Annotated in this window: 16 protein-coding genes; 10 read left to right on the plus strand and 6 right to left on the minus strand. The window is 70.9% G+C overall.

Annotated elements, in window-relative coordinates; translation table 11 throughout:
• The first annotated feature begins 420 nt into the window (after positions 1 to 420).
• Positions 421 to 999: a hypothetical protein gene (locus AB0F72_RS28720; RefSeq protein WP_360437193.1), complete on the plus strand. Its 579-nt coding sequence runs from the start codon at positions 421 to 423 to the stop codon at positions 997 to 999.
• A 295-nt stretch (positions 1,000 to 1,294) separates the two neighbouring features.
• Here AB0F72_RS28720 and AB0F72_RS28725 read toward each other — a convergent pair whose 3' ends face one another.
• Positions 1,295 to 1,705 (minus strand): hypothetical protein, encoded by a 411-nt coding sequence (locus AB0F72_RS28725; RefSeq protein ID WP_360437196.1) that lies wholly within the window; start codon positions 1,703 to 1,705, stop codon positions 1,295 to 1,297.
• Between the two features lie 97 nt (positions 1,706 to 1,802).
• Here AB0F72_RS28725 and AB0F72_RS28730 point away from each other — a divergent pair, with 97 nt between their 5' ends.
• The 5 genes from AB0F72_RS28730 (at position 1,803) to AB0F72_RS28750 (ending at position 8,525) form a co-directional block, all read left to right on the plus strand.
• A complete protein-coding gene (locus AB0F72_RS28730) occupies positions 1,803 to 2,894 on the plus strand; it encodes an AAA family ATPase (RefSeq protein ID WP_360437403.1) in 1,092 nt (363 codons plus the stop codon).
• A complete protein-coding gene (locus AB0F72_RS28735) occupies positions 2,891 to 3,052 on the plus strand; it encodes a helix-turn-helix transcriptional regulator (protein ID WP_360437199.1) in 162 nt (53 codons plus the stop codon). The genes AB0F72_RS28730 and AB0F72_RS28735 overlap by 4 nt, the downstream gene beginning before the upstream one ends.
• Before the next feature lie 929 nt (positions 3,053 to 3,981).
• Positions 3,982 to 6,765 (plus strand): TIM-barrel domain-containing protein, encoded by a 2,784-nt coding sequence (locus AB0F72_RS28740; RefSeq protein WP_360437202.1) that lies wholly within the window; start codon positions 3,982 to 3,984, stop codon positions 6,763 to 6,765.
• A 126-nt stretch (positions 6,766 to 6,891) separates the two neighbouring features.
• Positions 6,892 to 7,743, plus strand: a complete 852-nt coding sequence (locus AB0F72_RS28745) for a metallophosphoesterase (RefSeq protein ID WP_360437205.1) — start codon at positions 6,892 to 6,894, stop codon at positions 7,741 to 7,743.
• Positions 7,744 to 7,874: 131 nt separating this feature from the next.
• Complete coding sequence (locus AB0F72_RS28750; protein WP_360437208.1) at positions 7,875 to 8,525, plus strand: lysophospholipid acyltransferase family protein; 651 nt, start codon at positions 7,875 to 7,877, stop codon at positions 8,523 to 8,525.
• A gap of 114 nt (positions 8,526 to 8,639) precedes the next feature.
• Here the strand turns inward: AB0F72_RS28750 and AB0F72_RS28755 are convergent, their stop codons facing one another.
• Positions 8,640 to 9,572 carry a GNAT family N-acetyltransferase gene (locus AB0F72_RS28755; protein WP_360437211.1) on the minus strand — a complete coding sequence of 311 codons (933 nt, stop codon included), beginning with the start codon at positions 9,570 to 9,572 and terminating at the stop codon, positions 8,640 to 8,642.
• 56 nt (positions 9,573 to 9,628) lie between these two features.
• Between AB0F72_RS28755 and AB0F72_RS28760 the strand changes: the two genes are divergently transcribed.
• From AB0F72_RS28760 to AB0F72_RS28770, 3 genes are all read left to right on the plus strand, one after another.
• Entirely contained in the window at positions 9,629 to 10,084 is a 456-nt protein-coding gene (locus AB0F72_RS28760; RefSeq protein ID WP_360437214.1) for a GNAT family N-acetyltransferase, read from the plus strand.
• Between the two features lie 148 nt (positions 10,085 to 10,232).
• Positions 10,233 to 11,840 (plus strand): hypothetical protein, encoded by a 1,608-nt coding sequence (locus AB0F72_RS28765; RefSeq protein ID WP_360437217.1) that lies wholly within the window; start codon positions 10,233 to 10,235, stop codon positions 11,838 to 11,840.
• A gap of 71 nt (positions 11,841 to 11,911) precedes the next feature.
• On the plus strand, positions 11,912 to 12,925 hold the full coding sequence (locus AB0F72_RS28770; protein WP_360437220.1) for an alcohol dehydrogenase catalytic domain-containing protein: 1,014 nt from the start codon (positions 11,912 to 11,914) through the stop codon (positions 12,923 to 12,925).
• A 3-nt stretch (positions 12,926 to 12,928) separates the two neighbouring features.
• Here the strand turns inward: AB0F72_RS28770 and AB0F72_RS28775 are convergent, their stop codons facing one another.
• Together AB0F72_RS28775 and AB0F72_RS28780 are read right to left on the minus strand one after the other, a co-directional pair.
• A complete protein-coding gene (locus AB0F72_RS28775; protein WP_360437224.1) occupies positions 12,929 to 13,192 on the minus strand; it encodes a hypothetical protein in 264 nt (87 codons plus the stop codon).
• Between the two features lie 572 nt (positions 13,193 to 13,764).
• Positions 13,765 to 15,939 (minus strand): bifunctional glycosyltransferase family 2 protein/CDP-glycerol:glycerophosphate glycerophosphotransferase, encoded by a 2,175-nt coding sequence (locus AB0F72_RS28780; protein ID WP_360437226.1) that lies wholly within the window; start codon positions 15,937 to 15,939, stop codon positions 13,765 to 13,767.
• 187 nt (positions 15,940 to 16,126) lie between these two features.
• Here AB0F72_RS28780 and AB0F72_RS28785 point away from each other — a divergent pair, with 187 nt between their 5' ends.
• Positions 16,127 to 17,542, plus strand: coding sequence for an MFS transporter (locus AB0F72_RS28785; RefSeq protein WP_360437229.1), 1,416 nt, complete (start codon positions 16,127 to 16,129; stop codon positions 17,540 to 17,542).
• A 44-nt stretch (positions 17,543 to 17,586) separates the two neighbouring features.
• Here the strand turns inward: AB0F72_RS28785 and AB0F72_RS28790 are convergent, their stop codons facing one another.
• Positions 17,587 to 21,987 carry a DUF4082 domain-containing protein gene (locus AB0F72_RS28790; RefSeq protein ID WP_360437232.1) on the minus strand — a complete coding sequence of 1,467 codons (4,401 nt, stop codon included), beginning with the start codon at positions 21,985 to 21,987 and terminating at the stop codon, positions 17,587 to 17,589.
• Positions 21,984 to 25,133 carry a N,N-dimethylformamidase beta subunit family domain-containing protein gene (locus tag AB0F72_RS28795; protein WP_360437235.1) on the minus strand — a complete coding sequence of 1,050 codons (3,150 nt, stop codon included), beginning with the start codon at positions 25,131 to 25,133 and terminating at the stop codon, positions 21,984 to 21,986. The genes AB0F72_RS28790 and AB0F72_RS28795 overlap by 4 nt, the downstream gene beginning before the upstream one ends.
• Between the last annotated feature and the right edge of the window lie 293 nt (positions 25,134 to 25,426).

A 25,426-nucleotide genomic window follows, 5' to 3' on the forward strand; every position in this document is an offset into this window, starting at 1 on the left:
CCGGACCTTACGTCGCCTCCACCGCCAAGTTATCCGTCGAGCGGGGTGACGACGAGATCGTTCCCGCCGGGTGTTTCTACTTTTGTATGTCACGGGAGTTCATGTATGCGTGTGGCACCCGCGCCAACGGGGAGATAATATTTTGCACCGAGATTAGAGATGTATGTCAACAAATCTGCGCAGGACCCCCTAAGCAGGAAGTATAAACGTCGACCCGGCCTGCAACGCTGACCGCCGTTCGGCGAAGTCATGGTCGGTGGTGGCGCGGTCGAGCAACCACGAAGGCGGCCGGGCCCGCCAGTCGCGATCGCCTTTACCTCCGCGACTCATGCCGGAATTCGCGTAGGCGCTTGCGCCCGAGGACCGCCTTCGGTGAGGTCGCCAGGGCCATCCTTGATCATCTCGGTATCGTGGCGACCCATGAGGAAGCGTCTCGTCATCGCCGCAGTCGTCGCAGGGTTCACCGTCGCCGGCTGTGGCACCGGTGAGCCGGAGATGTCCCGGCCGCCACTGGTTTATGACGAGTCAGTCACGGACTACAAACTGATCAACGACGTAATGCAGATCGACTTCAATCGCCGCAACGGGAAGCCGGAAGAGTACGCGCTGGTGCCAGGAACCCGACCGCCCAGCCTGCTGCGTATGACGCCCGGCGGCAGCCGTGGTGAGGACGGCTCCTTCGTGATGACGTACCAGTTCGGCGAACAGTGGCATCATGCGCTGGTCGAACTGTCGCCGCGTGCCACCGACACCTGCGAGAGCGTCAAAGCCGACGGGATCGGCCTCTGCGTCCGCGACGGCGTCGTTCCGTCCGGTTCCGGAAAACAGCCGCATGTCGCCGTCTACTTCACAGGCAACGTCACCACCGAACCGAGGGCGGGAGATCCAGAAACCGACAAGGCCATCGACTTCTGGTCGACGGCGGAGATGGTGACGTTCAACGAGGCCACCTGGGTTACCGATCTGTTGGTTCGAGGCAAAGCCGCAGCGGAGCAGTAGCCCGCTGGGCTTGACCCGTTTCGACGGCGCTGGAACCGCCGGGGTGCGCCCCGCCGAAGGCGGGACTTCTGCGGTGCCTGGAGCGCTCCAGATGGTCGACCGGATCCGCGCCGCGGGCGGGGCTCGCATTCCTCAGGTGGAACAGGCCATGCGCGCCGTCCCCCGCCACCTTTCGTGGCTGAGCATGCGTACGGGGAAGCCGCGGTCATCACCAAACGGGCCGACCCCGGCGAGGCGCTGAGCTGCGCGTCCGAGCCGGGATCGTCGCTGCGGTCGGCGGGGTGGTCCCGGGTCTCTACCGGCTCTTGCGGAGACCGGCGACCTGAAGGCAGGCGAAGCCCGCGACCACCACCGCCTGCACGATCACCAGTGCCGTGCCGAGCCAGGTGAGTGGGAACCAGCCGGCGACGAGTAGTTCCACGCTCGCTGCCACCCAGACGACGTTGATGGCGATCACGACGCCCACAACGGCTTTGCTCACCGTCGGCCGCGACGCGAGGATGAACAGAGCGGTGGCGAATACGACCAAGAACGCGCCGATCGGGTAGAGGAAAGCGGCGGGCAGGCCGAACATCTGGCCGAAGACCGCCGCGGCGGCGATGTAGACGACGCCATTGGCTCCCGAGCCGATCGCGTCCTGCTTGAGGGCGAAGCGCAGCAGCGTGGTGTCCGCAGCGACATTGATGGTGCCGTCGATGGCGGTCATCCGTGATCCCTTCGTAGTACCTGAGGTGCCTGTGATCACGAAGCTACGGACGTCTGCGCCACGCCGAATCAGTCATCGTGACGGTAGGTTGCTGACTGTGCTGCACGGTCGAGGACACGAATCAGCCGACATCGATCGCGTCCTGGAGCAGGCCCGCAGCGGCCGGAGCGGCAGCGTGGTGATTCGTGGCCCGGCGGGGATCGGCAAGTCCGCGCTGCTGGACTACGCCGCACAGCGCGGGCATGACATGCGGGTGCTACGCGGCGCAGGCGTCGAGTCCGAGGCGACCTTGCCGTTCGCCGCACTTCATCTGCTCCTGCATCGGGAACTGAACCGCATCCACGCGCTCCCGGACGCACAGGCCGACGCGCTGCGCGGCGCGCTCGGGCTGGGCGACGTCACTCCGGGAAGCCGGTTCCTGATCGGGTTGGCCACGCTGAGCCTGCTGTCCGAGATCGCGGGTGACGGCGCGCTGCTGTGCCTGATCGACGACGCGCAGTGGATCGACCCGCCGTCCATGGACGCGCTGTTGTTCGCTGCCCGCCGGCTCGACGCCGAAGGCATCGCGATGATGTTCGCGGCCCGCACCGGATTCCGTGTCGCCGGGCTGCCCGAGTTGCGGTTGGGTGGGCTCGACGAGGCAGCCGCCGCCGCGCTGCTCCCCGCGGGTCTTCCGCCGCAGGTACGCGAGCATCTTCTTCGCGAGTCGGCCGGCAACCCGTTGGCCCTCATCGAGCTGCCTGCCGCGCTGACGGTCGAGCAGCGGGCGGGGCGATTGCCGCCGGTGGGTGCGATGCCTGTCACCGAACGCGTTCAGGAAGCGTTCCGGGCTCAGATAGCCGCGCTTACCGAATCGGCGCGAACCGCATTGCTGTTCGCTGCGGCGGACGGCACGGGAGAGATCCAGACGCTGGTGCGGGCCGGAGCCGGCCTGCACGATCTGGAAGCTGCCGAGCGCGGGCACCTGATCGAGATCAGGGGAACGGTTGTCGGGTTCAGGCATCCCCTCATCAGGGCCGCCGCCTATCAGAGCGCGTCGCTGACCGCCAGACATTCGATCAACTCGGCGCGACATCGTGGGCCGAGCAGGCCCGCACGGAGCTTCGCGCCACCGGCGACGTGCCGGCCGCGCCGCGCAGGACCGGCGACCCGCTCAGCGTCCTCACCGCCCAGGAACGCCACGTCGTGACACTTGCCGCCGACGGCGCCTCCAACCGCGACATCGCCGCCCAGCTCTTCCTCAGCCCGCGAACGGTCGGATACCACCTCTACAAGGCCTTTCCCAAGCTGGGCATCACCTCACGAGCCCAACTGGCAGCCATCGTACGGTCGTCCCCGCCCGACTGAACACTTCGTTCGCGGCAGCCTGGGCCGGTTCCGGGGTCGTTTTGCCTGCCGCACTACGGCCGAGTGGCGCGAGCCGTAGCCGAAGCAGGTTCCGGAGCGGCCGCCCTCGCAGCCGCCCGACTACCCCGGATCGTCACCTGGCGTGCCGGCATCCGGGGTAAAGCCGGCGCTTTTCGGAAAGCCGCGGACGTGGGAGGCCCCGCAGAATGCCGCACACCCCGCAGCGTTCCCCGGAGATAGTCACCCATCGTGACGCGGGGCGGGCGCGACGAGGCCGCCCGGACGCAGACTCGGCGCCCCCTCACCCCAGCGGGCGAACTGCGGGCAACCGGACGATCCAGGTGACCGGGCTACGAGTGAACCTGGCGAACCGTGCCAACCAGGCGGACCGGTCGACCCGCGCCAACGGCGACCGCCGCGACAGCGGGACGACCCGACTGCCCGACGGGGCCCCACCCCGGCGAGCATCACCCCGCGGACCCGAATTCCGTAGGCGTATGCGAGCTCGCAGCCGTGATCAACAAGCTGAGTGGCATTGCGGACTTGGAGCCGTAGCCGAAGCAGGTTCCGGAGGCATTTTGCCTGCCCGCACTACGGCCGAGTGGCGCGAGCCGTAGCAGACCGGCGCTCATGCCGGCGGTGAACTTCGCATGCCGGCCCATCTCGACGCCATGATCCCAGTTCAGTGACTGTCGCAGCTCTCCCGGCCGAGACCCCAGTGACGAGTCCGCCCGGGTCGAGCCGAAGGGGCGCGCCCGGAGCCTCCCTACCCCCTTGTTCCGGAACCAGCGGGGTTTGTTTGATCCATTGACAATCGTTTCGCCCCGATGACAGGTTGGTGATCGATAGGTTTCGTTCGCGACCGATGGGGAGCGATAGTGCGCGATCGTGTTCGACGGAGGGTCTCTGCTGCGGCCTCCCTCGCCCTGGTGACGGGCAGCCTCGCGCTGACCCCGGCCTCACCAGCAGACGCCCAGGCCACCGGCGGATCACCGCAGTCCGCGGAGGCCAAGATCCGGCAATCGCAGGCGGAGGGCAGGGTCCGGCAATCGCAGACCGTCATCTCGGGTGACGCTCGATTCCAGATCCTCTCGCCCACCCTGATCAGGACCGAGTACTCCCCCGGCGGCCGCTTCGCCGACCGGGACACGCACAACGTGATCGGCCGTGACGACTTCCGGCCCACCCGCTTCACGAAGCGGATCTCGAAAGGCTGGCTGACCATCGACACGGGCGCTGCCACGTTGCGCTACCGGGTCGGTTCCGGGCCGTTCGACCAGGACAATCTCAGCGTACGGCTGGCCACGGGGCGGCAGTCCGTGACCGGCGCGCCCTGGGCGGGGCTGGGCACGCCCGAGTGCCCGGCCGGTGTGCTGTGCGAGGCCGAGGACCTGGCGCTGGCCGGGTTGAGCGTGGCCGCCAATCACGGTGACTTCACCGGGCAGGGCTTCGCGGCGGGCTTCGAGGGCACCGGTTCCGCGCTCACCTTCGCCGCCACCCCGCCCGCCGCGGGCACCCGGCAGCTGACCGTCCGGTACGCCAACAGCACCGGCGGGGACGGCCAGAACGTCAGCCGCACGCTGACCGTCACTGTTGACGGCGCCGCAGCCGGCACGCTCACCCTGCCGCCGACCGCGAACTGGGGCAGTTGGGCGCTCGCCTCGGTGCCGCTGGAGCTTCCGGCCGGCCGCCACGAGATCGCGCTGGTCCGCACACCGGCCGACTCCGGCAACGTGAACGTCGACAGCCTCGCGCTGCTCGCGCCGGGCGAGGCGTATCCCGTGCCGGTGCCGCCGAGCCCGCAGCCGTGCGCGTTCGGCACGCTCTGTGAGGCCGAGACCGGCGCACGTACCGGTGGGGCGAAAGCCGCCGACGACCACAACGGATACGCGGGCGAGGGTTTCCTGGCCGGCCTGGAGCGGACCGGCGCCGGGGTGGCGCTGACCGTGACCGGGGTGCCGGCCGCCGGCGACTACCGGGTCCAGCTGCGCTACGCCAACGGGCAGGCCGGCAGCCAGCCGGTGCAGAGCCGCACCGTGTCGGTGACGGCGAACGACGACCCCGCGGTCACGGCCACGCTGTCGCCGACGAGCGGGTGGGACTTCTGGCGTACCCAATCGGTTCCGGTCTCGTTGCGGGCCGGGACGAACACCGTGGCGCTCGGGTGCCCGACCGACACCAGCTGCCACGTCAACGTGGACACGGTGGCGGTCACCTCCCGCACCGCCCCGCTGCTGGCGCCGCACGCGCCGCTCGGCGGGTACCGGCGCGCGCTGGACGGCGTCAACGGCGGCGCCCGCACCTACGCCGGGCTGCTGTTCTCCGACGGCTGGTCGCTGCTCGACGACTCGGCCGTCCACACGTCGGCCGGTCACCAGGACGGGTACGTCTTCGCGTACGGCCAGGACTACCGCCGTGCGCTGCGGGAGCTGTCCACGCTGACCGGTCCCACCAAGCTGCTGCCGAAGTGGGCGTACGGCGTCTGGTACTCCGAGTACTACGACCGGACCGCGGCCGAATTCCAGGACATCGTGTCCCGCTTCCGCAGCGAGGGCGTGCCGCTGGACGTGCTCGTGGTCGACACCGACTTCAAGGCGCCGGACAAGTGGAACGGCTGGTCGATCGACGAGTCGCGCTTCCCGGACTGGAACGCGTTCGCTTCGCAGTTGCGGAAGCAGGGTGTCCGCACCGGCCTCAACATCCACCCGAGCATCCTCGGCTCCGACCCGCTGTTCCCGCGGGCGCAGGAGATCGCCAAGGGCAAGCTCCAGCGCACCGGCTGCAACAGCGGAGCCGACTGCTACGTGTTCGACTTCGGTGACGCCGACCAGCTGAAGGCGTACTTCTGGCTGCACGACCAGATGAACGCCGACGTCGACTTCTGGTGGCTGGACTGGTGCTGCGACGCGGCCCGGTCGTCGCGGACCGACATCACCGGAGACACGCTGATCAACAAGGAGTACGCGGACCGCACCGGCTTCGCGTTCTCCCGGGCGTACGGGTCGTTGCAGGCCGGCGGCTACGCCAACCCGGGCCCGGTGCCGACCGGGCCGTGGGCCGACAAGCGCACGACGCTGCACTTCACCGGCGACACCATCTCGAACTGGGAGACGCTGCGATTCACGGTGGGCTACACCCCGGCGGAGTCGGCGGCCACCGGCCTGGCCGCGATCAGCCATGACATCGGCGGGCACACCGGCGGGCTCCAGGAGCCGGGCAGCGAGCCGGGCAGCACGAAGCTGCCCGACGACCTGTACGCCCGGTGGGTGCAGGCCGGCACGTTCCAGCCGATCGACCGGCTGCACTCCAACCACAGCGACCGGCTGCCCTGGCAGTACGGCGAGGCAGCCAGCGCGTCGGCGAAGAAGTTCCTGAACCTGCGCAAGAAGCTGCAGCCCTACACGTACGCGGCGGCGGCCGAGGCGACCCGCACCGGCACCCCGATCACCCGGGCGATGTACCTCGCGTACCCGCAGGAGCAGGAGGCGTACGCCACCGCCGGCAGCCAGTACCTGTACGGACCGGATCTGCTGGTGGCGCCGGTGACCACGCCGGGCACGAGCGCGTCGACCACGGTGTGGTTCCCGCCGGGCAGCACCTGGACCGACTACTTCACCGGCAAGAAGTACCGGGGCGGCACCACCGCCACGATCACGACGACGCTGGAGACGATGCCGGTGTTCGTCCGTTCGGGCGCCAAGCGGCCGGGCTGAGGCCCGAGGGCGGCCGGCGCCCATGGTGTGTGTCTCCACCGTGGGCGCCGGCCGCCTCGCCCGAGCCGCGCCGCGCCGAACGCGTGGTCGAACCGGCCACCGGACTTGATCGGTAACGTGCACGGCATGACCTCCCGGCCCGGAACGCTGTTCGCGATCAGTGACCTGCACCTGGCGTACCAGGAGAACCGGGAGGTGATCGACCAGCTGGCACCCTCCTCTCCCGACGACTGGCTGATCGTGGCGGGCGACGTCGGCGAACTCTTCGACGAGGTGACAGCGGTCCTGCGAGCGCTCAGCGAGCGGTTCGCGAAGGTGATCTGGGCGCCGGGCAACCACGAGTTGTGGACACATCCCCGGGATCCGGTGCCGTTGCGCGGCGACCATCGATATCGGGAGCTGGTCGCCGCCTGCCGCGCGGCGGGGGTGGTCACGCCGGAGGACCCGTACCCGGTGTGGACCGGCGCCGGCGGGCCGGTCGTGGTGGCGCCGCTCTTCCTGCTCTACGACTACACCTGGCGGGCGCCGGGGACCACGACCATGGCCGAGTCGCTGGCCTACGCCGAGCGCACCGGTGTGGTCTGCACCGACGAGCTGCTGCTGCATCCCGACCCGTACCCGTCCCGGCAGGCCTGGTGCGAGGCGCGCCTGACGCGGACCGAGAGCCGCCTGCGGGAGATCGATCCGGCCCTGCCGACCGTGCTGGTGAGCCACTGGCCGCTGCACCGGCACCCGACCGAGATCCTGCGCTACCCGGAGTTCGCGCAGTGGTGCGGCACCGAGCGCACCGCGGACTGGCACGTCCGTTTCCGGGCGCGCGTGGCGGTCTACGGTCACCTGCACATCCGCCGGACAACCCAGCAGGACGGGGTACGGTTCGAAGAGGTGTCACTGGGTTATCCGCGCGAGTGGCGGCGGCGGTTCGGCGGCCCGCCCGCTCCCCTGCTGCGTGACGTGCTCCGCTCCGCCGCCGGGTGACGGGATCACCGCACGATCGCGGTGACCACCAGGCCGTCGGCACGCTCTGCGCCGCCGTCGTTCGTCATCTCGCCCGCGGCCCTGTTAGATAGGGCCGTCCCTTCGGAGAACGGCACCAGTGAGAGTGATTCATGAATCCCGATCGTTCAGCTGCTGAGACCGACCGCGCCGGCCGGATCCCGCCGGTCTATCGAGCGGTCATGGCGGCGGCGGGGCCGATCGTCCGCTGGTGGGGCCGCCTCGAGGTGGTGGGCCTGCACCACGTCCCGACGCACGGCGCGACGATCATGCCGGCCAACCACGACAGCGCGTGGGATCCCGTGGTCATCGCCTACGCCGCCCGCCGGCGCCGGCAGATCCAGGCCCTCGCCAAGGCGTCGCTCTGGAAGAACCCGCTGCTCCGTCGCGTGCTCGACGGGATGGGACAGATCCCGGTCCGGCGCGGCCAGGCCGACACCGACGCGCTCGACGCCGCGTCGCAGTGTCTCTCCTCCGGTGGCTGCCTCGGCATCTTCCCGGAGGGCAGCCGCTCGCAGGGCCGGCAACTGCGTGCCCGCAGCGGTGTCGGCCGCCTCGCCCACGCCGCCCCGCAGGCCCGCATCGTCTGCGCGGCGGTCTCCGGCACCGTGGACATCGCGCGCTTCCCCCGACGCCCCCGCCTCACTGTGACGTTCTTCGAACCCACACCGCCGCCGCCGGGCGAGTCCGCGATCGAGCTGGCCACCAGGCTGACCGCCGAACTCCGCGCCGTCGCGCCGGTGGCAGCGGCGAGACGGGAGTAGGCGCCCCGCCCGCGGCCACGAGGCCGGCTCGCGGCGGGCGGCAGGCGGCAGGCGGCAGGCGGCTGACCGCCGGGCTGGGCTGCAAGCATCCGCCGCCGGCTCGATAGTGGCGGATCAGCGGTCGAGGGGCTTGCGGTACCGGCGGTACTCGCGGACCACCCGGAAACCGAGCCGTTCGTACAGTGTCCGGGCTCCGACCGGGTCGAGGCCCTCGGTGTGCAGGCGGATCGGTCCGGCGCCCGCCCCGATCAGGGTGTTCAGCGTCCCGGTCAGCATCGCCGTCGCGAGGCCGCGCCGCTGGAGGTCCGGGTCGATCTGGACGCTCTCGATCTCGGTGCGGGCGGGTGTCCGGCTCACCGCGACGAGCCCCACCAGGCGTACGCCGATGGTCGCCACCTCGAACATGCCCGGCTCCGATCGGCGGAACCAGTCGCGCAGCTCGTCCACCGTCGGCAGCGCGTAGAACGGCCGGCCGGCCCACGCGCGCGCGGTGAGCTCGAACAGCGCGGGGACGTCGGCGATCGTGGCGGCCCGGACGGTGACACCGGCGGGCAGCTGCCGGGGGCGCACCGGCGAACCGTCGTGCTCCATCTCGACCATCGTGAACACCTGCCGATATCCGCTGCGCTCCAGCAGCGCCATCCGGTCCGGCTGCACCGTCGAGGCGTTGCCACCGAGCACGACCGGGCCGTCGGTGTGGCCGGCGGCGAGCCGGGCCGCGACCGCCTCGGCCTCGCGCAACAGCCGCCCGCCCAGGCCCTGCCGCCGCGCCGGGGGCGCCACGTAGCCGCCGGTGAGATGGACGCGGGTCCCGTCGACCTCGGTCCACGACCGCAGCGAACCCCACCCGGCCGGCGAACCGGACCGGTCCACCGCGACGACCGCCCAGTCCGCCGCCGCTATCAGGCGCCGCACCCCGTCCGGATCCGGGAGGCGTTCCATCGTGGAGTGGACGTCGACCTGGTCAGCCGCGGCATGCCGGGCGTGCAGCTCGGCAATCGCCGGCGCGTCGCCGGGCCGGAACGGGCGCAACACGGGGTCGGGCACCCCTCGAGTACACCACTGCCCGGAGAGACGAGGGTGAATCGGTAGGTTGTTCGGTCATGACGGACGTGCGGCTGGAGCCGATGACCGAGGATCAGTACAGGCCGTGGCGGGCCGCGGAGGAGGCGCACTACGCGCAGAGCCTTGCCGCGGCGGGCCAGTCGGCGCAGGAGGCGGCCCGCGAGTCCGCCGGCACCTACGCGGAACTGCTTCCGCACGGGCTCGCCACCCCGGACAACCATCTCTGGTACGCGTACGACGGCGCCCGCCGCGTCGGTTTCCTCTGGATCAAGGTCACTCGGGGCACCGCGTTCGTCTACAACGTCGCCGTCGAGCCGGATGTCCGCCGCCGGGGATACGGCCGCGCGATCATGCTGGCCGGCGAGCGCTGGTGCCGCGACAACGCGGTGACCCGGATCGGGCTGCAGGTCTTCGCCCACAATCCCGGCGCGCGGGCACTCTACGAACAGCTGGGCTTCGTCGAGACGGCCCGCAGAATGGCCAAGGATCTCTGATCGCGCCCAACGGGCGATTCGGCATGAGAAACGCGATCAATCCGGGCAATGAAGCACCTCGCGAAACGCTCGCGGGCGCGTCCTAGAATGCGGCGTTGAACGCCGACGACGTCTGGCCGTCGGGCGCACTCGCGGGGAGGAAAATCGCGTGGAGAATCCTGAGGAGAACGGCGCCGAGCCGTCGACAGTGCTGGCAGAGGTGCTCCCCGGCGTCGCCGTCGTCTTCGGCGAGGTGCCGCCGGAACTGAAGCTCGAATTGGTTGATTTCGGGCTCGTTCCGGCTGCCGACCGCACGCATATCTCCACCATTCTCGGCTCGATCGGGAACTTTGCCACCACTGCCGGAAACCTTGGGAACGCATTCGCCGGCGCGCAAGGGCTCTACCGGTTGAGCAGCGGGACACAGGCGCTTCTGAATTCCGGCGGAACGCTCGCGGTGAAGGACGGCGCGCATCTCGGTGCGATTTTCGCCAACGGCAAGATAATCGGGCAGGCCCGGATCATCCCGGTCAGCGCGGTGGGCGCGGCACAGCTCGCGGCCACGATCGGGCCGGCAGTGACCATGATCGCCATCCAGATGCAGCTCAGTGAGGTCACCAGCCTCGCCAAGACCAACATCGCGCTGACCAACCAGATGCTCACCACCATCCGGTACGGGCAGTGGGCCGAGCTGTCCGCACTCGTCGCCGGCATCGACCGGGCGGTCAAGCAGGCCCGTGAGATCGAATCGGTGCCCGCCTCCCTGTGGGACAAGGTCGCCGGTGACGAAGCGGCCCTGCGTACCCAGATGGAGCTGTACCGGATGAACGTGAGCAACCACGTCCGGCAGATCCGTCACGACGAGTCCGGCCGCCGCCTGTATCTGGAGACGAACGCGGAGGCGATCCTCTTCGACGCGCACGCCCTGCTGACGTCGCTCAAGGCGTGGACCGGGCATCAGGCGCTGCACGCCGCGCGGGCGCGCGCCCTGGGCGCCGACGACCCCCACGAGGCGCGACTCGTCGACATCATCGCGCGGGACACCCGGGCGACGCTCGACTCCGCTCTCCCCGAGACGGCCGCCCTGGTCGACGCGCTGACCCGGGAGCTGCGCATCATCGTCGAGCTGCCCGGCCGCGCGACACTGCCGCTCCCGGGCAAGCGCAAGGACGCGGCCGTGGTCCGGCAGACCTCCGCCGGTCTGCTGGAGGCGATCCAGCCGCTGGCCGACGCGCTTCGCCCGCCGGCCGCCCCACTGGAGGTTCCGGCCGGGCTCTGCGCACCCGCGGGGCTGGACCTCGGCCCGTACCTGCGGATCTTGCGGTGGTTCCTGGCGGACGGTGAGACCCTGCGTGTCCTCGGGTTCGCCGACGAGCCCGACGGATCGGACGCGCTTTCGTCGATCTTCAACGGCGCGATGGGGAAGCTGGGCGCGACGAAGGACAAGGCAGCGGGCAAGACCCTGGTCGCCGTCACGGATCGCCGCGTCGTCACGGCCAAGGCCACCACGTTCCTCGAACTGGGCGAGACGCGGCAGGAGATCCCGCTCGACCAGGTGCGGTACGTCCGGGTGGCGACCAGCCAGGACCGGAACTCGCGCTCCACGATCGACCTGATCACCCGCGACGAGAACATCCGCTGGCAGTTCCCGTCCGACATCGACAACACCCAGGTGGACACGCTCGCCGCGGTGCTCGCCGAGTCGATGGCGATCCCGGACGACGAGCGCGTGGAGCTGCGACGGCGGAACCACGCGGCCATCACCGCCGGGGAGTAGGCCGGCGCCGTTCGGTCCGGCCGGCGCCGTTCGGTCCGGCCGGCGCCGGGGCCGGTCTAAGATTTTGGATCATGCGGGCACTCGTCTTCACCGGTCCGGGCAAGGCCGAGGTCCAGGACGTGCCCGAGCCCGAGGCCGGGGCCGGGCAGGTCCTGATCGACGTGGACCGCGTCGGGGTGTGCGGCACCGACATCGAGCTGTTCACCGGCGAGATGAGCTACCTGCACAGCGGGCGTTCGTCGTACCCGCTGCGGCCCGGCCACGAATGGTCCGGCACGGTGGTCGCCGCCGGGGACGGGGTGGACGAGTCCTGGGTCGGGCAGCGCGTCACCGGGGACACGATGATCGGCTGCGGGCGCTGCCGGCGCTGCCTCGCCGGGCGCCATCACGTCTGCCCCGACCTGCGCGAACTCGGCATCTCCGACGGCATCCCGGGCGCTCTCGCCGAGCGGCTCGCCTATCCGGCCGCCTACCTGAAGGCGCTGCCGGACGCGGTGGACGCGACCGTCGGCGCGCTGGTCGAGCCGGGCGGGAACGCGCTGCGCAGCGTCGAGGCGGCGGCGATCACGGCGGGTGAACGGCTGCTGGTGCTGGGCACAGCGACGATCGGGCTGCTGGTGGCGATGTTCGGCCGGGCGCGGGGCGCCGAGGTCCACCTCATGGGGCACCGGGAGAGCAGCCTGGAGCTGGCGCGCTCGCTCGGCTTCGGCGCCGCGTGGACCCGCGAGACGCTGCCGGCGGCGCCCTGGGACGCCGTGGTGGACGCCTCCAACGCGCCGGGGCTGCCGTCCCTCGCCGTGCAGCTGGTCGAACCGGGCCGGCGGGTCGTCTACGTCGGTCTGGCCGGTTCGCCCAGCACCGTCGACACCCGGGAGATCGCGCTCAAGGACGTCACGGCGGTGGGCATTCTGGGCGCGTCGGCCGGGCTGGGCGGGACCATCACCGCGTACGCGGAAGGGGCCGTTGATCCGCGCGGCCTGGTCGCCGCGACCGTCAGCCTCGACGAGATCATCGACGTGCTCGCCGGGCAGCGCCCCGCGGGGGCCGGAGCGGGCCCGAAGATCCTGGTCGACCCCCGGGCGTAGGCGTCACTTCCGGGCGGCTCGTTCCGCGCGCCAGGTCTTGAAGAGCAGGTAGCCGATCGTGCCGGCGGCCAGCACGATGGCGGTCATCATCAGGGCGAAGACGCCGTTGCCGTATTTGTCGCGGAACATCAGGGCTCCGCTGACCAGGAAGTAGAGACCGACCAGGCCGCCGGCCACCGTGAAGCCCCAGCTGCTGTTCAGCGGCTTACGAGGAGCCGGCTCCGGCGAGGCGTCCTGTGGCTGTTGCGAGTCGTTGATCGAGGTCACCTGTGCATTATCGGCTATCGGGCTGAGCGGACGAGGAATCCCCCATGGTCATCGGCGCCGCAGCGCACGATGTGGTCCCGGCGACGGTGGAGCGCTGTGGCGTTTTGTGGCTTTGCGGCGTTCTGTGGGGCTTATAGCGTCTGCGGATTTCCGTGAAGCGCCGCGTTTACCTCGAATGCGCAGGCCCGCCCGCCAGCGCGGACCCTTGTCACAGCGCGTGCCGACATCCGAGGTAAACATCGCGCTTCACGGAAACCCGCGGACGCCCCAGGCCCCACAGAATCACGCGAACCCGCAGCGCTCCACCGTCGCCAGACCCGACGTGACACGCAGCGCAATCAGCACACCGCCGGCAGCGGGTTCCTGCGTCGCAAGCAGCCAGCCAGCCGGTCCGGCACTGGCCCGGCCCCGCCGGCTGCCGGCCGTGCTAGCTGGACACCTCGCGGGCAGCTCCGGCGGTGAAGAAGCTGGTCAGGGCGTCGACCAGGTGCTGCGATCGGAGCCGCGCCGCCCGGCCCGCCGCGCCGAAGCGGAGACGGGCCGGAGCGGAGACGGGCCGGGACGGACGACCGTCAGGAGGACACTGTCGCTTCGATCCGGGGTGAGACGGCATCGACCGTCACCGGGAAGACGCGCCGCACCACGCGCTCCGCGGCGTTGCCGTCGTCCAGGTGGCAGAACCGCTGCCGGAACGCCTGGCGCGCCGCGTCGCCGAAGTCGCCGCCGCGCAGCACGTCCAGGAGCTCGGGGTAGGTGGCGGCGACCGCGCCCGGCGGCTCCTCGAACAGGTCGAAGTAGGTGCCGCGAACGGTGCGGTAGGCCTCCCAGTCCGGCGCGAAGATCACGATCGGCCGGTCGAGGACGGCGTAGTCGAACATCAGCGACGAGTAGTCGGTGATCAGCACGTCGGAGGCCAGGTAGAGGTCCTCCACGACGGGATAGTGCGACACGTCGCGCACCTCGCCCGCGCCGGCCACGGCGCGCTTGCCACCCTTGTCGTAGAAGTAGTGCGCCCGCACCAGGATCACGTGGCCGGGGCCGAGCTGCCGGGCCAGGTCCTCGACGTCGAGCACCATCTGGCTCTCCTTGTGCCACTCACGGTGCGTCGGCGCGTAGAGCACCACCCGCGCGCCGGCCGGGATGCCGAGGCGTTCCCGCATGGCGGCGGTGTCCTCCGCGGTCGCGCGGGCCAGGCGGTCGTTGCGCGGGTAGCCGGCCTCCAGGGTCTCGTGCCGGCACGGGTAGGCGCTGGCCCAGCGTTCGGTGGTGAACGCGTTCGCGGCGATGCTGAAGTCCCAGCGGTCGGCGCGGCGCATCTGGGCCGGGAAGTCCGGGTCCTTCACCCCGGCCGGGTACTGCACCTGGTCGAGGCCCATCACCTTGAGCGGGGTGCCGTGGTGGGTCATCAGGTGCACCGAGCCACGCCGCTTGGTCGCCCAGTCCGGCCAGTTCACGTTGTTGACCAGGTATTTCGCCCGAGCCAGGGCGCGGTAGTAGGCACGGGTGCCGCTGACCACGTAGTCGACGCCCGGCGGCAGGCCGCTCACCCGGTCGGCGTGCACCGCCCAGACGCCACGCAGGCCCGGCGCGAGCTCACCGGCCTTCTCGTAGATCGCGGCCGGGTTGCACGCGTACCCGCGGTGCCAGTACGCCGAGTAGAGGACCAGATTGTCCTCGACCGGCAGGCGCAGCTGCAGCCCGTAGTAGAGCTGCCAGAGGGCGGAGCGGGTGGACCGGACCGGGCGGCGGACGGTCTTGCGGACCTTGGTTCGCAAGCGGTTGACGGCGCGCAACGCTTCGAACGTACGGAATCGGCCCTGTCCTGCGAGTTTCTGCTTGAAGCCTTCGGCGCCGGACGGGGCCGGGTGACCGCCGGGCGGCAGGAACCGCTGGTACATCTCGTGGATCTGGGCGTAGAACTCCCGGCGCTTCGCGCCGTGGACGCGGTTCTTGTTGGCGAGCACCTTGAGGAAGTGCCAGACCATGCGCTGGAACAGCACCGGGCGCACCGCCGCCGGGTCCGGGCTCCAGATCTCCACCAATTCATGGGTACGGGTCCACGCCGGGAAGATCGCGAAGTGCCCCTCGCCGATCGTGCGGGTGGCCGCACCGAGACGACGCTGCCGGTAGTACACGCAGGCCCGGTCGAGGACGCTGATCCGCTCGGCGGCGGCGAGAACCCCGTAGGTGAAGGGCAGGTCCTCGTACCAGCCCGGGTCGAACTCGAAGCCGAGCCGGTCCAGCAGATCGCGCCGCACGATCTTGTTCCACGCCACGTGCAGCACGTCGATCACCGGCGTCCAGGTGTGCAGGGTGAACGTCTCCGGCGCCTGCCCGTAGATCTTGCCGGCCGTGCTGGCCTGGGCCCGGCCGGTCCACGACTCGCGCACCCAGTCGACGAGCAGCACGTCCGCGTCGGTCTCCCGCAGGCGGGCGGCCACCGCGGCGAGGGCGCCCGGCGCGATCCAGTCGTCGGCGTCGAGGAACCACACGTAGTCCCCGGTCGCGTGCTTCAGGCCGACGTTGCGGGCCGGCCCCTGCCCGATGTTGGTCTCCATCGTGACCACGTGCAGGCGCGGGTCACGGGCGGCGATCTCGGCCAGGATGCTGCCACTGGCGTCCGGCGAGGCGTCGTCGACCGCGACCACCTGCACGTCCGCGAACGGCTGATCGAGGATGGATTCAAGACATCGACGCAGGTAACCCTGAACCCCGTGGACAGGGACAACAACGCTGATGACGGCCACTTCTTCCACCCTCCGCTCCGGAAGAGGGAAGCTATCAAGAAAGCAATAAATATTCACCTCGCGGCCGTCGGTCGTTCGGCCGAGCGCAAGATCATCCGTTCGGTTCGGATCTTCCCCGTGTCATCTAGCGAAACACCGTTTCCCCGGGCATGATCGGAGGTCACTCGACCGCGAAGGGGTGTCACGGGTGGCCATCACTGACGAGTCCGAGCAGATCCGACAGGTGACGGCTTATCCGGGACGACCGCCGGTCCCGGTCCGGCGCGGCGCCGGCGCGCCCTTCGGGTGGTGGCCGGCGATCTGCGTGGCGCTCGTCGCCGCCATCGACCGGATCGAGTACAACTTGCTCGCCGGCGCGCTGCCGACCATCCAGGAGGAGTTCGGCTTCAGCGACAGCGAGGGCGGCGCGATCGCCACCGCCGGCGCGCTCGCCGCGATCGTGCTGCTGCTGCCGGCCGGCAAACTCGCCGACACCGGCAGACGCACCTGGACCATCTCCGCGGTCGTCGCGGTCTGGGCGCTGCTCACCGTCGGCACCGGCCTGGCCGGAACCTACGCGACGCTCTTCGCGGTGCGGGTGCTGCTCGGCGCGGCCGGCCAGCTCTACAACCCGCCGTCGTCAAGCCTGCTCGGCGACCTCTATCCGGGACCGGGCCGGGCCCGCGCCTACGGGTACGAGCGGATGGCCTACTTCGCCGGCCTGCCGATCGGCGTGATCGCCGGGGGCGCGCTGGCACAGACCGTGGGGTGGCGCACCGGATTCTTCCTGGTGGCCGTCCCCGGAATCATCATCGCGATCCTGGTCCTGACGATCCGCGAGCCGGTTCGTGGGGTCGGCGATGATCTGTCCCGCTGGTACGACGACTCATCCGGCGCCGCCGCTTCCGGGGGCGCCGCCGCTGCTTCCGGGGGCGCCGGCGCGTCTCCCGAGGGCGCCGGCGCTGCTCTCGACGGCGCAGGCGCTGCCGAACCGGTGGCTCCGATGCGCGTGCAGCTGGTCACGCTGCTGCGGATCCGCACGCTGCGCTCGGTGATCCTCGGGTTGAGCATCCTCTTCTTCGGCCTGGGCGGCCTGTTCTTCTGGATGCCGTCGTTCTACACGCGCGAGTTCGGCCTCCCCGAGGCGTCCGCCGCGGCCGTGGGTGGTGGCGCCGGGCTGGTCGGCATCGTCGCCGGGATCCTCGCCGGCAGCTGGTTGGGTGACCGCTTGCACCAGCATCGGGTGGCAATCGGCGGGTGGTCGCTGTTGTTCGGCACGGTCTTCCTGGCCGGGGCGGTGAGCGTTCCGGTGCTGGCGCCGCAGGCGGTGTGCTTCACGCTGGCCAATGTGGGGTTCGCGGCGGCCATCGCGAACCTCACCGCCGCCAACGCCGACGTGGTGGCGGCCGATCGGCGAGGGCTGGGGTTCGCCGTCCTGCAACTGCTGGTCACGCTGGGCGGGGCGCTCGGGCCGTGGCTGATCGGCCTGGCCTCCGACGCGACCGGGTCGCTGCGGCTGGCCTACACGGTCGTCCTGATTCCTCTGGTGATCGGCAGCCTGATCGTCCTCCGAGGCCAGCGGACCTACCGCCAGGACGCGGCGGCGGCCCTGAACGAGAGGTAGCTCGCGGCGGTGGCGTGCCCACCGCCGCGAGTGCCGCCGCGGTGTCAGTTGCCGGTTTCGGTCGGGTGGTCCAGCGGCTTCGCGTCGCTGGTGACGCCTACTCCCCGCACGGTCGGTGAGGTGCCGTTGCGGCCGCTGACCAGCTCGGCCCGGTACTGGACGTAGCGCGAACCGCCCTCCACCCGGCCGCCCTGGGACACCTCGGACCAGCCGGACCAGCCGGCGCCGGGGGTCGACGTGCTGCCGGTGCGGACGGAGAGCCGCACGGTGGCGCCGGGCGGCACGGACGCCTGGTAGGACAGCCGGTCCCAGGTGACCATCTGGCCGGCGTCGAGGACCCGGGACACCTGCGTTCCGGTACGGGCGCCGGGCGCCAGCCGCACGCCATCGGCGGTGACCACCGTGGAGTCCGGTGTCCCGGTGCGGAGGCTGGGCACCGTGTGGTCGGCCACGCCCGCCGCCGTCGCGACGAACGTCGCGGGCCGGGACAGTGTGACGTTGCCGGAGCCGTCGACGCTGCGGAGCCGGTACCGGTACGTCGTGCGCGGCTCCAGCTCGGTCACCACGGCCCGGTGCTGGCGTCCGGAGAGGTCCGCCGGCCGGTCGCCGAGGCCGTCGATCACCACGGTGCCGGCGGCCGACTCGTTCGTGCGCCAGGACACCGTCGCCGTCCCGTCCGGCCGGGGCACCACCGACACTCCGGAGATCACCGGGGGTGTCGTGTCCGGGGCCGGGGTGACCAGCTGGCGCACCGGCGAGACGGTGGTCCGGCCCGACGGCGCGGTGACCCGGACCCGGTACCAGTACGTGGTGCCGGGTTCCAGGCCGCGCAGCCGCACGGTCCGTTTCGCCGACCGGGTTCCGTCCACGACCGTCCCGGTCAAGGCTGCGGCGCTCCGCCCGTACTCAATGGTTGTCCGGGTGGAAATGCCGCCGTCCACTGTGACGTTCGCGCTGGTGGAGCTGACGTCCCCGACAGTGGAAAGCACGGCCGGGGTGGCGGCGGAAAGGCCATAACCCGCCTGGTACGCACCGGGGGCGGCCGGGAACATCGCGTACTCGACGCCCTTGATCGTCGTCCGGGTGAACGTCACCGGTGAGCCGGCCCGGGTCAGCGTGGTGAGCGTGCGGCCGGCCGGTCCGAGGACGGGCACCATGCCGGTGAGGCCGGTCGCGCCGACGCCCGTGTTGACCGTGAAGGTGAGGTTGTCGCCGGACCAGGCGATGCCGGAGTACGACGACCCGTTGCGCCCGTCCAGCCAGGTGAGCAGCTGTTTCGCGGTGACCAGCGGTACCCCGCGGGCCTGCGCCGACGCCAGCACCTGATCACTCGGGACCGTGGTGGCGGAGTCGGTGTGCATGTTCGCGGTGAAGGCGCCGTAGTAGCCCTCCGGACCGAGCGCCCGGTCGAGCAGCGTGTTCACGGTGAACGGGTAGCTCTGGTCGGACTCGTCGGTCATCTGGGTGGCCGCCTGGTAGATGTCGAGAAGCCCGCCGGTCTTCGCGGCGAACCGCATCGGCATGCCGGAGCCGGTCATGAAGCCGGGCCGGTTGGCGATCCAGGAGCCGGGCCAGAAGTAGTAGTTGGTGTCGAGCCGCATCCCGTTGGCCACCTCGGTGGTGGCCTGACTGGACCAGTCCGACCAGACCAGGCAGTGCATGCGGTGGGTGGCGGGCCCCGGTACGGAGGTGTACTTCGCCCGCCACGTGCCGAGTTGGCTGGTGTAGACGCCGCCCAGCGAGGCCGCCGTGAAGTCGGCGCAGTTGTTGTTGACGTGCAGGCCGACCTCGAAGCCACGGGAGTGGTAGGTCGCCGCCTGGCTGCTGGTCAGCGGCGCGGTCGGATAGATGTAGGAGGTGTGCCGGGCGCACTGCCACTCGTCGACCACGCAGTTCGCCGGGCTGTTCGCCGCGTACTGGTCGAACCGGCCCGCCGTGCCGCCGTTGGCGTGGTCGTCACCCGTCGCGACGACGACCGCCTTGAGGCTGCGCGGGAAGTACCAGAACTTCGGCAGCGGCTTGCGGTCGAGGTTCATCGCGCCGATCAGGTTGGCCAGCAGCCGCTGCTGCTCGTCGGCCTGCGGGATGGCGACCTTGGACAGGTTGACCCAGTCGGTCGCGCTGGCGCCGAAGTACAGGTCGTTGGAGCGCCTCGGTGCGGCGCCGTCCCGTTCCTGGCCGTCCCAGACGGGGTTGCCCTGGCGGGTGTGTACCAGCGACTGTGCCAGGTCGAAGCTGAACGCCGCCGCCTGCCCGCCGCTGCTGCCGACGTCGGCCAGCGACACCGCCGGATTGACGGTGGCCGTGGTCGCGGTGGAGTAGAGCGTGGCGACCGCCCGCGCGCCGTTGAGCGTGTACCGGTCGGCGGTGCCGTGGTACTGGATCGTCTGATCGGTGATGCCGGCGCCGGGCGCGGCCGACGTGTCGACCTTCAGGTACCCCTCGGCGAGCGTGCCGGCGGTGGCGGTGAGACCGAGCAGACCGGCCAGTTGCTTGTCCGGGCGGAACGCGATCAGGTTGCCGCCGGCGCCGGTCCAGGTGGTGAACATGCCGACCTGGGCGGCGGTGAGCGCGCCCGGTCCGAGCAGCACGACGTCGTACTGGCTGAGAGTGGCCGCGGTGACGGTGGAGAGCTCGGCCGTGGTGAACTCGTTGAGGCCCTCGGTGCGCAGCACCTCGGCCAGGAACGGGGTGAAACCGCCCGATTTGATCACCAGGACCGGCCCGCCGGGTCCCTGGTCCGGTGGCGGCGGTGGCGGGGCCGAGGTGGTGAAGGTCCAGGTCACGGGGGCCATGACGTTGCCCGCGGTGTCGCGTGCTCCACTCACCGAGGCGGTGTACGCGGTCGAGTAGGCGAGCGGCGCCGCCGGGGTGAACGTGGCGGTGAGCGCGGCCGGCTCGTAGGCGACAGCGCCCGCCACGCCGTTCACCGTCATCACGATGCTGGACGCGGCGACCGGCTCGGTGAAGGTGGCGGTGACGGCGGTGGTGGCCGGGACGCCCGTGGCCCCGGGCGCCGGTGCGCGGCCGGTCAGGGCCGGCGCCACGGTGTCGCTGGTGGTGACGCTGAACACGACGTCCACCCAGTAGTTGGTGGACTGGTAGCTGTCGGTCGGGAACGCGCTGGCGCCGTACTTGTAGACGCCGTTGCTGCCGACGATCGTGGAGAGCGGCCCGCGGGTCGTGGCGGCGGCCAGGCCGTTCGCGGTGGTCGAGTAATAGCCCGCGTCGGTGTGGTACGACGCCACGTACGTGGCGTTCGCCGTGATCGGAACCGGGTTGGGCAGGGTGGCGTTCTGCCAGCCGGTCGCGCTCTCCCCGGTGAACGTGACGGTGGACAGGCGGCTGCCGGAGCCGCTCCAGAGCGAGCCGGTGTGCGTGCCGGTGTTCGCCGCGCCCTTGTAGAACCGCAGGCCGGTGATGTAACCGGCGGTGCCGGAGCGGAACCGGACGCCGACCTCGACCGAGCTGTTGTCGGCGGTCGAGGCGACCGCCGGTGTCGCGCCGGGCGTCCAGAGGCTGCACGGGCAGGCCGATCCGGACGCGTCGAGGGTGGTGAACGACCACGAGAACGGCGCCATCGTGTTGCCGGCGGTGTCCTTCGCCCCGCTGATCGTGGCCGTGTACGACGTGGCCGCGGCGAGCGCCGCCGACGGGGTGAACGTGACGGTCCGGGTGCTCGCGTTGTAAGAGGTCGCGCCCGTCGTGCCGGCGAGGCTCATGGTGACCGTGGAGCCCTGGACGGGCTCGTTGAAGACGGCGCTCACCGCCGACGTGGTGGGTACGCCGGTGCCCGCCGCCGCGGGCGAGGTGCTGGCGACAGTGGGCGGTGTCGTGTCGTCGGCGGTGGTGTCGAAGACGACGTCGACCCAGTAGTTGCTCGACTGCCACGAGTCGGCCGGGAAGCCACCGCCGTACCGGTAGACGCCGTTGACGCCGTCGACACCGCCGGCGAGCGCGTGCAGCGGCGCGTTGTCGACGCCGGCCGAGGCGAACGCGCCGTTGTCGGCGGCGTACCGGCCGTTCGGCGCGAAGTAGGAGGCGATGTACGTGGTGTTCGCCGCGACCGGGATCGGGCTGGCGAACGTGGCGGTCTGCCAGCCGGTGGCGGTCTCGCCGGTGAACGTGACGGTGCCCAGGTTGGCGCCGGCCTCGCTCCACAGGTGTCCGAGGTGCGTGCCGGTGTTGCCGCTGCCCTTGTAGAAGCGCACGCCGGTCACGTAACCGTCGGTGTCGGAGCGGAACTTCACGCCGACCTCGACGGCCGCGGTGTCCGGCTCGGCCGGGTTCACCGGCGCCGCCGTGCTCGGCCAGATCGTGCAGGGGCAGGGCTCGGCCGCCGCCGCCGTCGCCGTCGCCGTCGCTGACTCCGGCGCGACGAGCAGCGAGGCGACCAGGACGAGACAGGCCAGCAGCGCTTTCCTGCCGTGCCCGCTGGTGATCATGCCGGGCTCGCTGGGGTGAAGACGACGTCGACCCAATAGTTGGCCGATTGCCACGTGTTTGATGGGAATCCTCCGCCACTGCCGTATCGATAGAGGCCGTTGGCACCGTCGGCGCCGTCCGGCAACGCGTGCAGCGGGCCGTTGTCGACCCCGGTGCTCGCGAAATAGCCGGTGTCCGCGGCGTAGCGGCCGACCGGCGCGTAGTAGGAGACGATGTAGGTGGTGTTCGCCGTGATCGAGATCGGCGTGGCGAACGTGGCGGTCTGCCAGCCGGTGGCCGACTCACCGCTGAAGGTGACAGTGCCCAGCTGTGTGCCGGCCGCGCTCCACAGCCGGCCGAGGTGTGTGCCGGTGTTGCCGCTGCCCTTGTAGAACCGGACGCCGGTGACAGTGCCGGCGACGTCGGCGCGGAACCGCATGCCGACCTCGACGGCCGCGGTCTCCGGGTCGGCCGGGGTGCCGGGGACGGCGGTGGACGGCCAGACCGAGTAACTGGTGCCGGCCGGCGGCGGCGCGGCCGTGGTGAACGACCAGGAGGTGGTGGCCATCGTGTTGCCGGCCAGGTCCTTGGCGCCGCTGACCGTGACGGTGTAGGTAGTGCTGGCGGCGAGCGCCGCCGACGGCGTGAACGTCGCCGTGTTCGTGCCGGAGTTGTAGAGCGTGGAGCCGGCCGCGTTCGCCACCGTCATGGTCACCGTGGCGCCCTGCACCGGCTCGCTGAACGCCGCGGAGATCGCGGTGGTGGCCGCCACCCCGGTCGCGCCGGAGGCCGGTGTCCGGGTGGTCACCGTCGGCGCGGTGGTGTCGGGCGCGGTGCTGGCCGGGGTGAAGACCACGTCGACGTAGTAGTTGGCGCTCTCCCAGGACTGGGTCGGGAAGCCGGCGCCGTACCGGTAGATGCCGTTGACGCCGTCCACCCCGTCCCGCAGCGCGTGCAGCGGCGCGTTGTCCACGCCCGTGGTGGCGTAGTAGCCGGTGTCCCCGGCGTAGTGGCCGTTCGGCGCGTAGTACGACACGACGTAGGTGGTGTTCGGGGTCAGCGTCACCGGCGTGGCGAGCGTGGCCTGCTGCCAGCCGGACGCCGACTCGCCGGTGAACGTGACCGCCGCGAGCTGCGTGCCGGTGTTCGACCACAGGTGCCCGACGTGGGTACCGGTGTTGCCGCTGCCCTTGTAGAACCGGATCGCGGTGACCTGACCGGCGACGTCGGCGCGGAACCGGATGCCCACCTCGGTCCCGGTGTTGTCCGGGTCGGACGGGGTGGCCGGGACGACGTTCGCGGCCCAGATGCTGCACGGGCAGGCGCGCGGGCCCACCGTGACGGCTCTCGTCGCGTCCGCTCCTACGTTGCCGCTGTCGTCGGTGGCCCGTACCCGGATGGTGGTGGTCCCGGTGTTGCCCGGCGTCCACGAGTACGTCCAGGTGGCGCGCCCGGTGGCCGGATGCCAGGTGGAGCCGTTGTCGGTGGAGACCTCGACGCCGCCGACCACTCCCCCGCCGGTGTCGGTCGCGGTGCCGGAGACGACCGCCGGCGATCCGGCCTGCAGCGTCGTGCCGGCCGCCGGGGTGCTGACGACCGCGGACGGGCCGATGCTGTCGGTGGACGCGGTCGCCGCGGTCAGCCCGGCTTGCAGGGTGCCCGGCTGCACCCCCATGTCGGCCAGCAGGTTGACGGTGGCCTGCCGCATCGGGGTGCTCGGCGCGCCCGACCCCCGGTCGTGGTCGCTGTCCAGGCCCCAGGACCACTGCACGGTTCCGGCGCCGAAGACCAGGGCGCCGCTCGGCGCGCGGTACAGCGTCAGGTTGTGGGTGGCGCTGCCGGTCGAGTACGTCGACCCGTGGTCCCGCAGCACGTCGAGCCCCGAGGCAGTGGTCGTGGAGAGCTTGATCAGCCCACGCGGGCGGAACCCGTTGTCGGCGTCCTCGTCCCACTCGTACCCGAGGGTGCCGGTGCCCAGTGTCGCTGTCGCGCCGGCCGGCTGGGTGTCCACGGTGGTGCCGCGCCAGAGCCGCATCCTGCCGTCCGCGGCCGGCACCCGCAGGTTCACCGTCCCGGCGTTGACCTTGAAGTTCGTGCCGGTCAGCGCGTTCTCCGGGCGGCCGCCGTCGGCCGGCGGGCTGAACCTCGGATCACGCCAGGTGCCGGTCCACGCCGCGTTCGGGTCGATCTTGGAGTTCGCGTGGGTCTCCTTGTAGGTGACCATCGTGCGGTACGAGTTCTCCCAGCGGGTCTTCCAGAAGACCTCGTTGCCGCTGAAGAACGCCAGGTTGACGCCGGCGTCCCGGGCGGCCTCCACGTTGGCCCGCTGCGCGCCCGACCAGTACTCGTCGTGGCCGACCGAGAGGAACGCCTTGTGGGTACGCAGCAGCGCGCCGTTGCGGTCCGCGTCGACACCGGCGATGTAGCTGACGTCGTACCCGTTGGCCTCCATCCACCGGACCATCGGGTACTCGGCGTTGAAGACCGCGTCCTCGGCGCCGGTGCCGCGGGTGGTGATCGGCCGGTTGTAGCTCACCTTGTAGGCCCGGCCGGCCGGGGAGCCGGTGTAGAGGCTGTTGCCGCCGTATTGGTTGTAGGCCTGCCAGGTCGAATCCGAGGTCTGGAAGACGACGTCCGAGCGCCCGGCGTCGTCGCGCACCACGAACGGGACGTGGCTGGCGCCGGACGTGCCGTCGGTGCGGACCAGCCGGGCGAAGTAGATGCCGGAGACCGCGGTGGACGGCACCGGCCAGGACGCCGAGACCGCCCAGTTGCCGCAGTCGACCAGACCGGTGCTGGCCTGGGTCTGACAGGTCGGCTGGGTCTGCCGCCCGACCGGATTGACGGAGGTGATGAGACGTGCGCCGTTTCCGGCGTAATAGCCCATCCGGTAGATGTCGACCCGGTACGACGTGGCGGGCGTCCTGATTTTGAAATAGACCGTTTCACCGACATTGGCGCTGATCTGTGTGGTGAAACCCTGGATGTCGGCGCTGCCGGCACCGGACACGTCCCACGTGCTCTTCGGCGTGCCGGGTTTGGTGTTCTCGCAGGCGACCGCGTTGATCAGCGGCGCGCACGCGTCAGCGGCCGCCGGATCGGCGCCGGACAGGGAGAGACCCGCGGTGACGAGCGTGATCACCAGCAATGTTCTGAGCGTACGCACGCGAACCGCCTCCGGCCGTCACAGAAGTGCACCTCAGCGAATCATGTAAATGCGCCGACTGAATAGCTGTCAGTCAGGTGACATTGAACGGCAGCCTTCCGGATCGAAACACTCAACTATTCGGCCGAGTGCGCGGAACAGATCACAGTGATTCGCAGCCGGGGCCGGCGCGGATTGCCGTCCGTCGGGAATTTCACAGAAGCCCATCCGGGCCGGTCGCCGCCGCGAATCCCTGCCGATTACTCGCCGCCGGCGCGTCGCCGCCACGATCGGCATCGGCGCTCCGCTCACCG

This window comes from Actinoplanes sp. NPDC023936 (assembly GCF_040639325.1).
Lineage (GTDB): Bacteria > Actinomycetota > Actinomycetes > Mycobacteriales > Micromonosporaceae > Actinoplanes.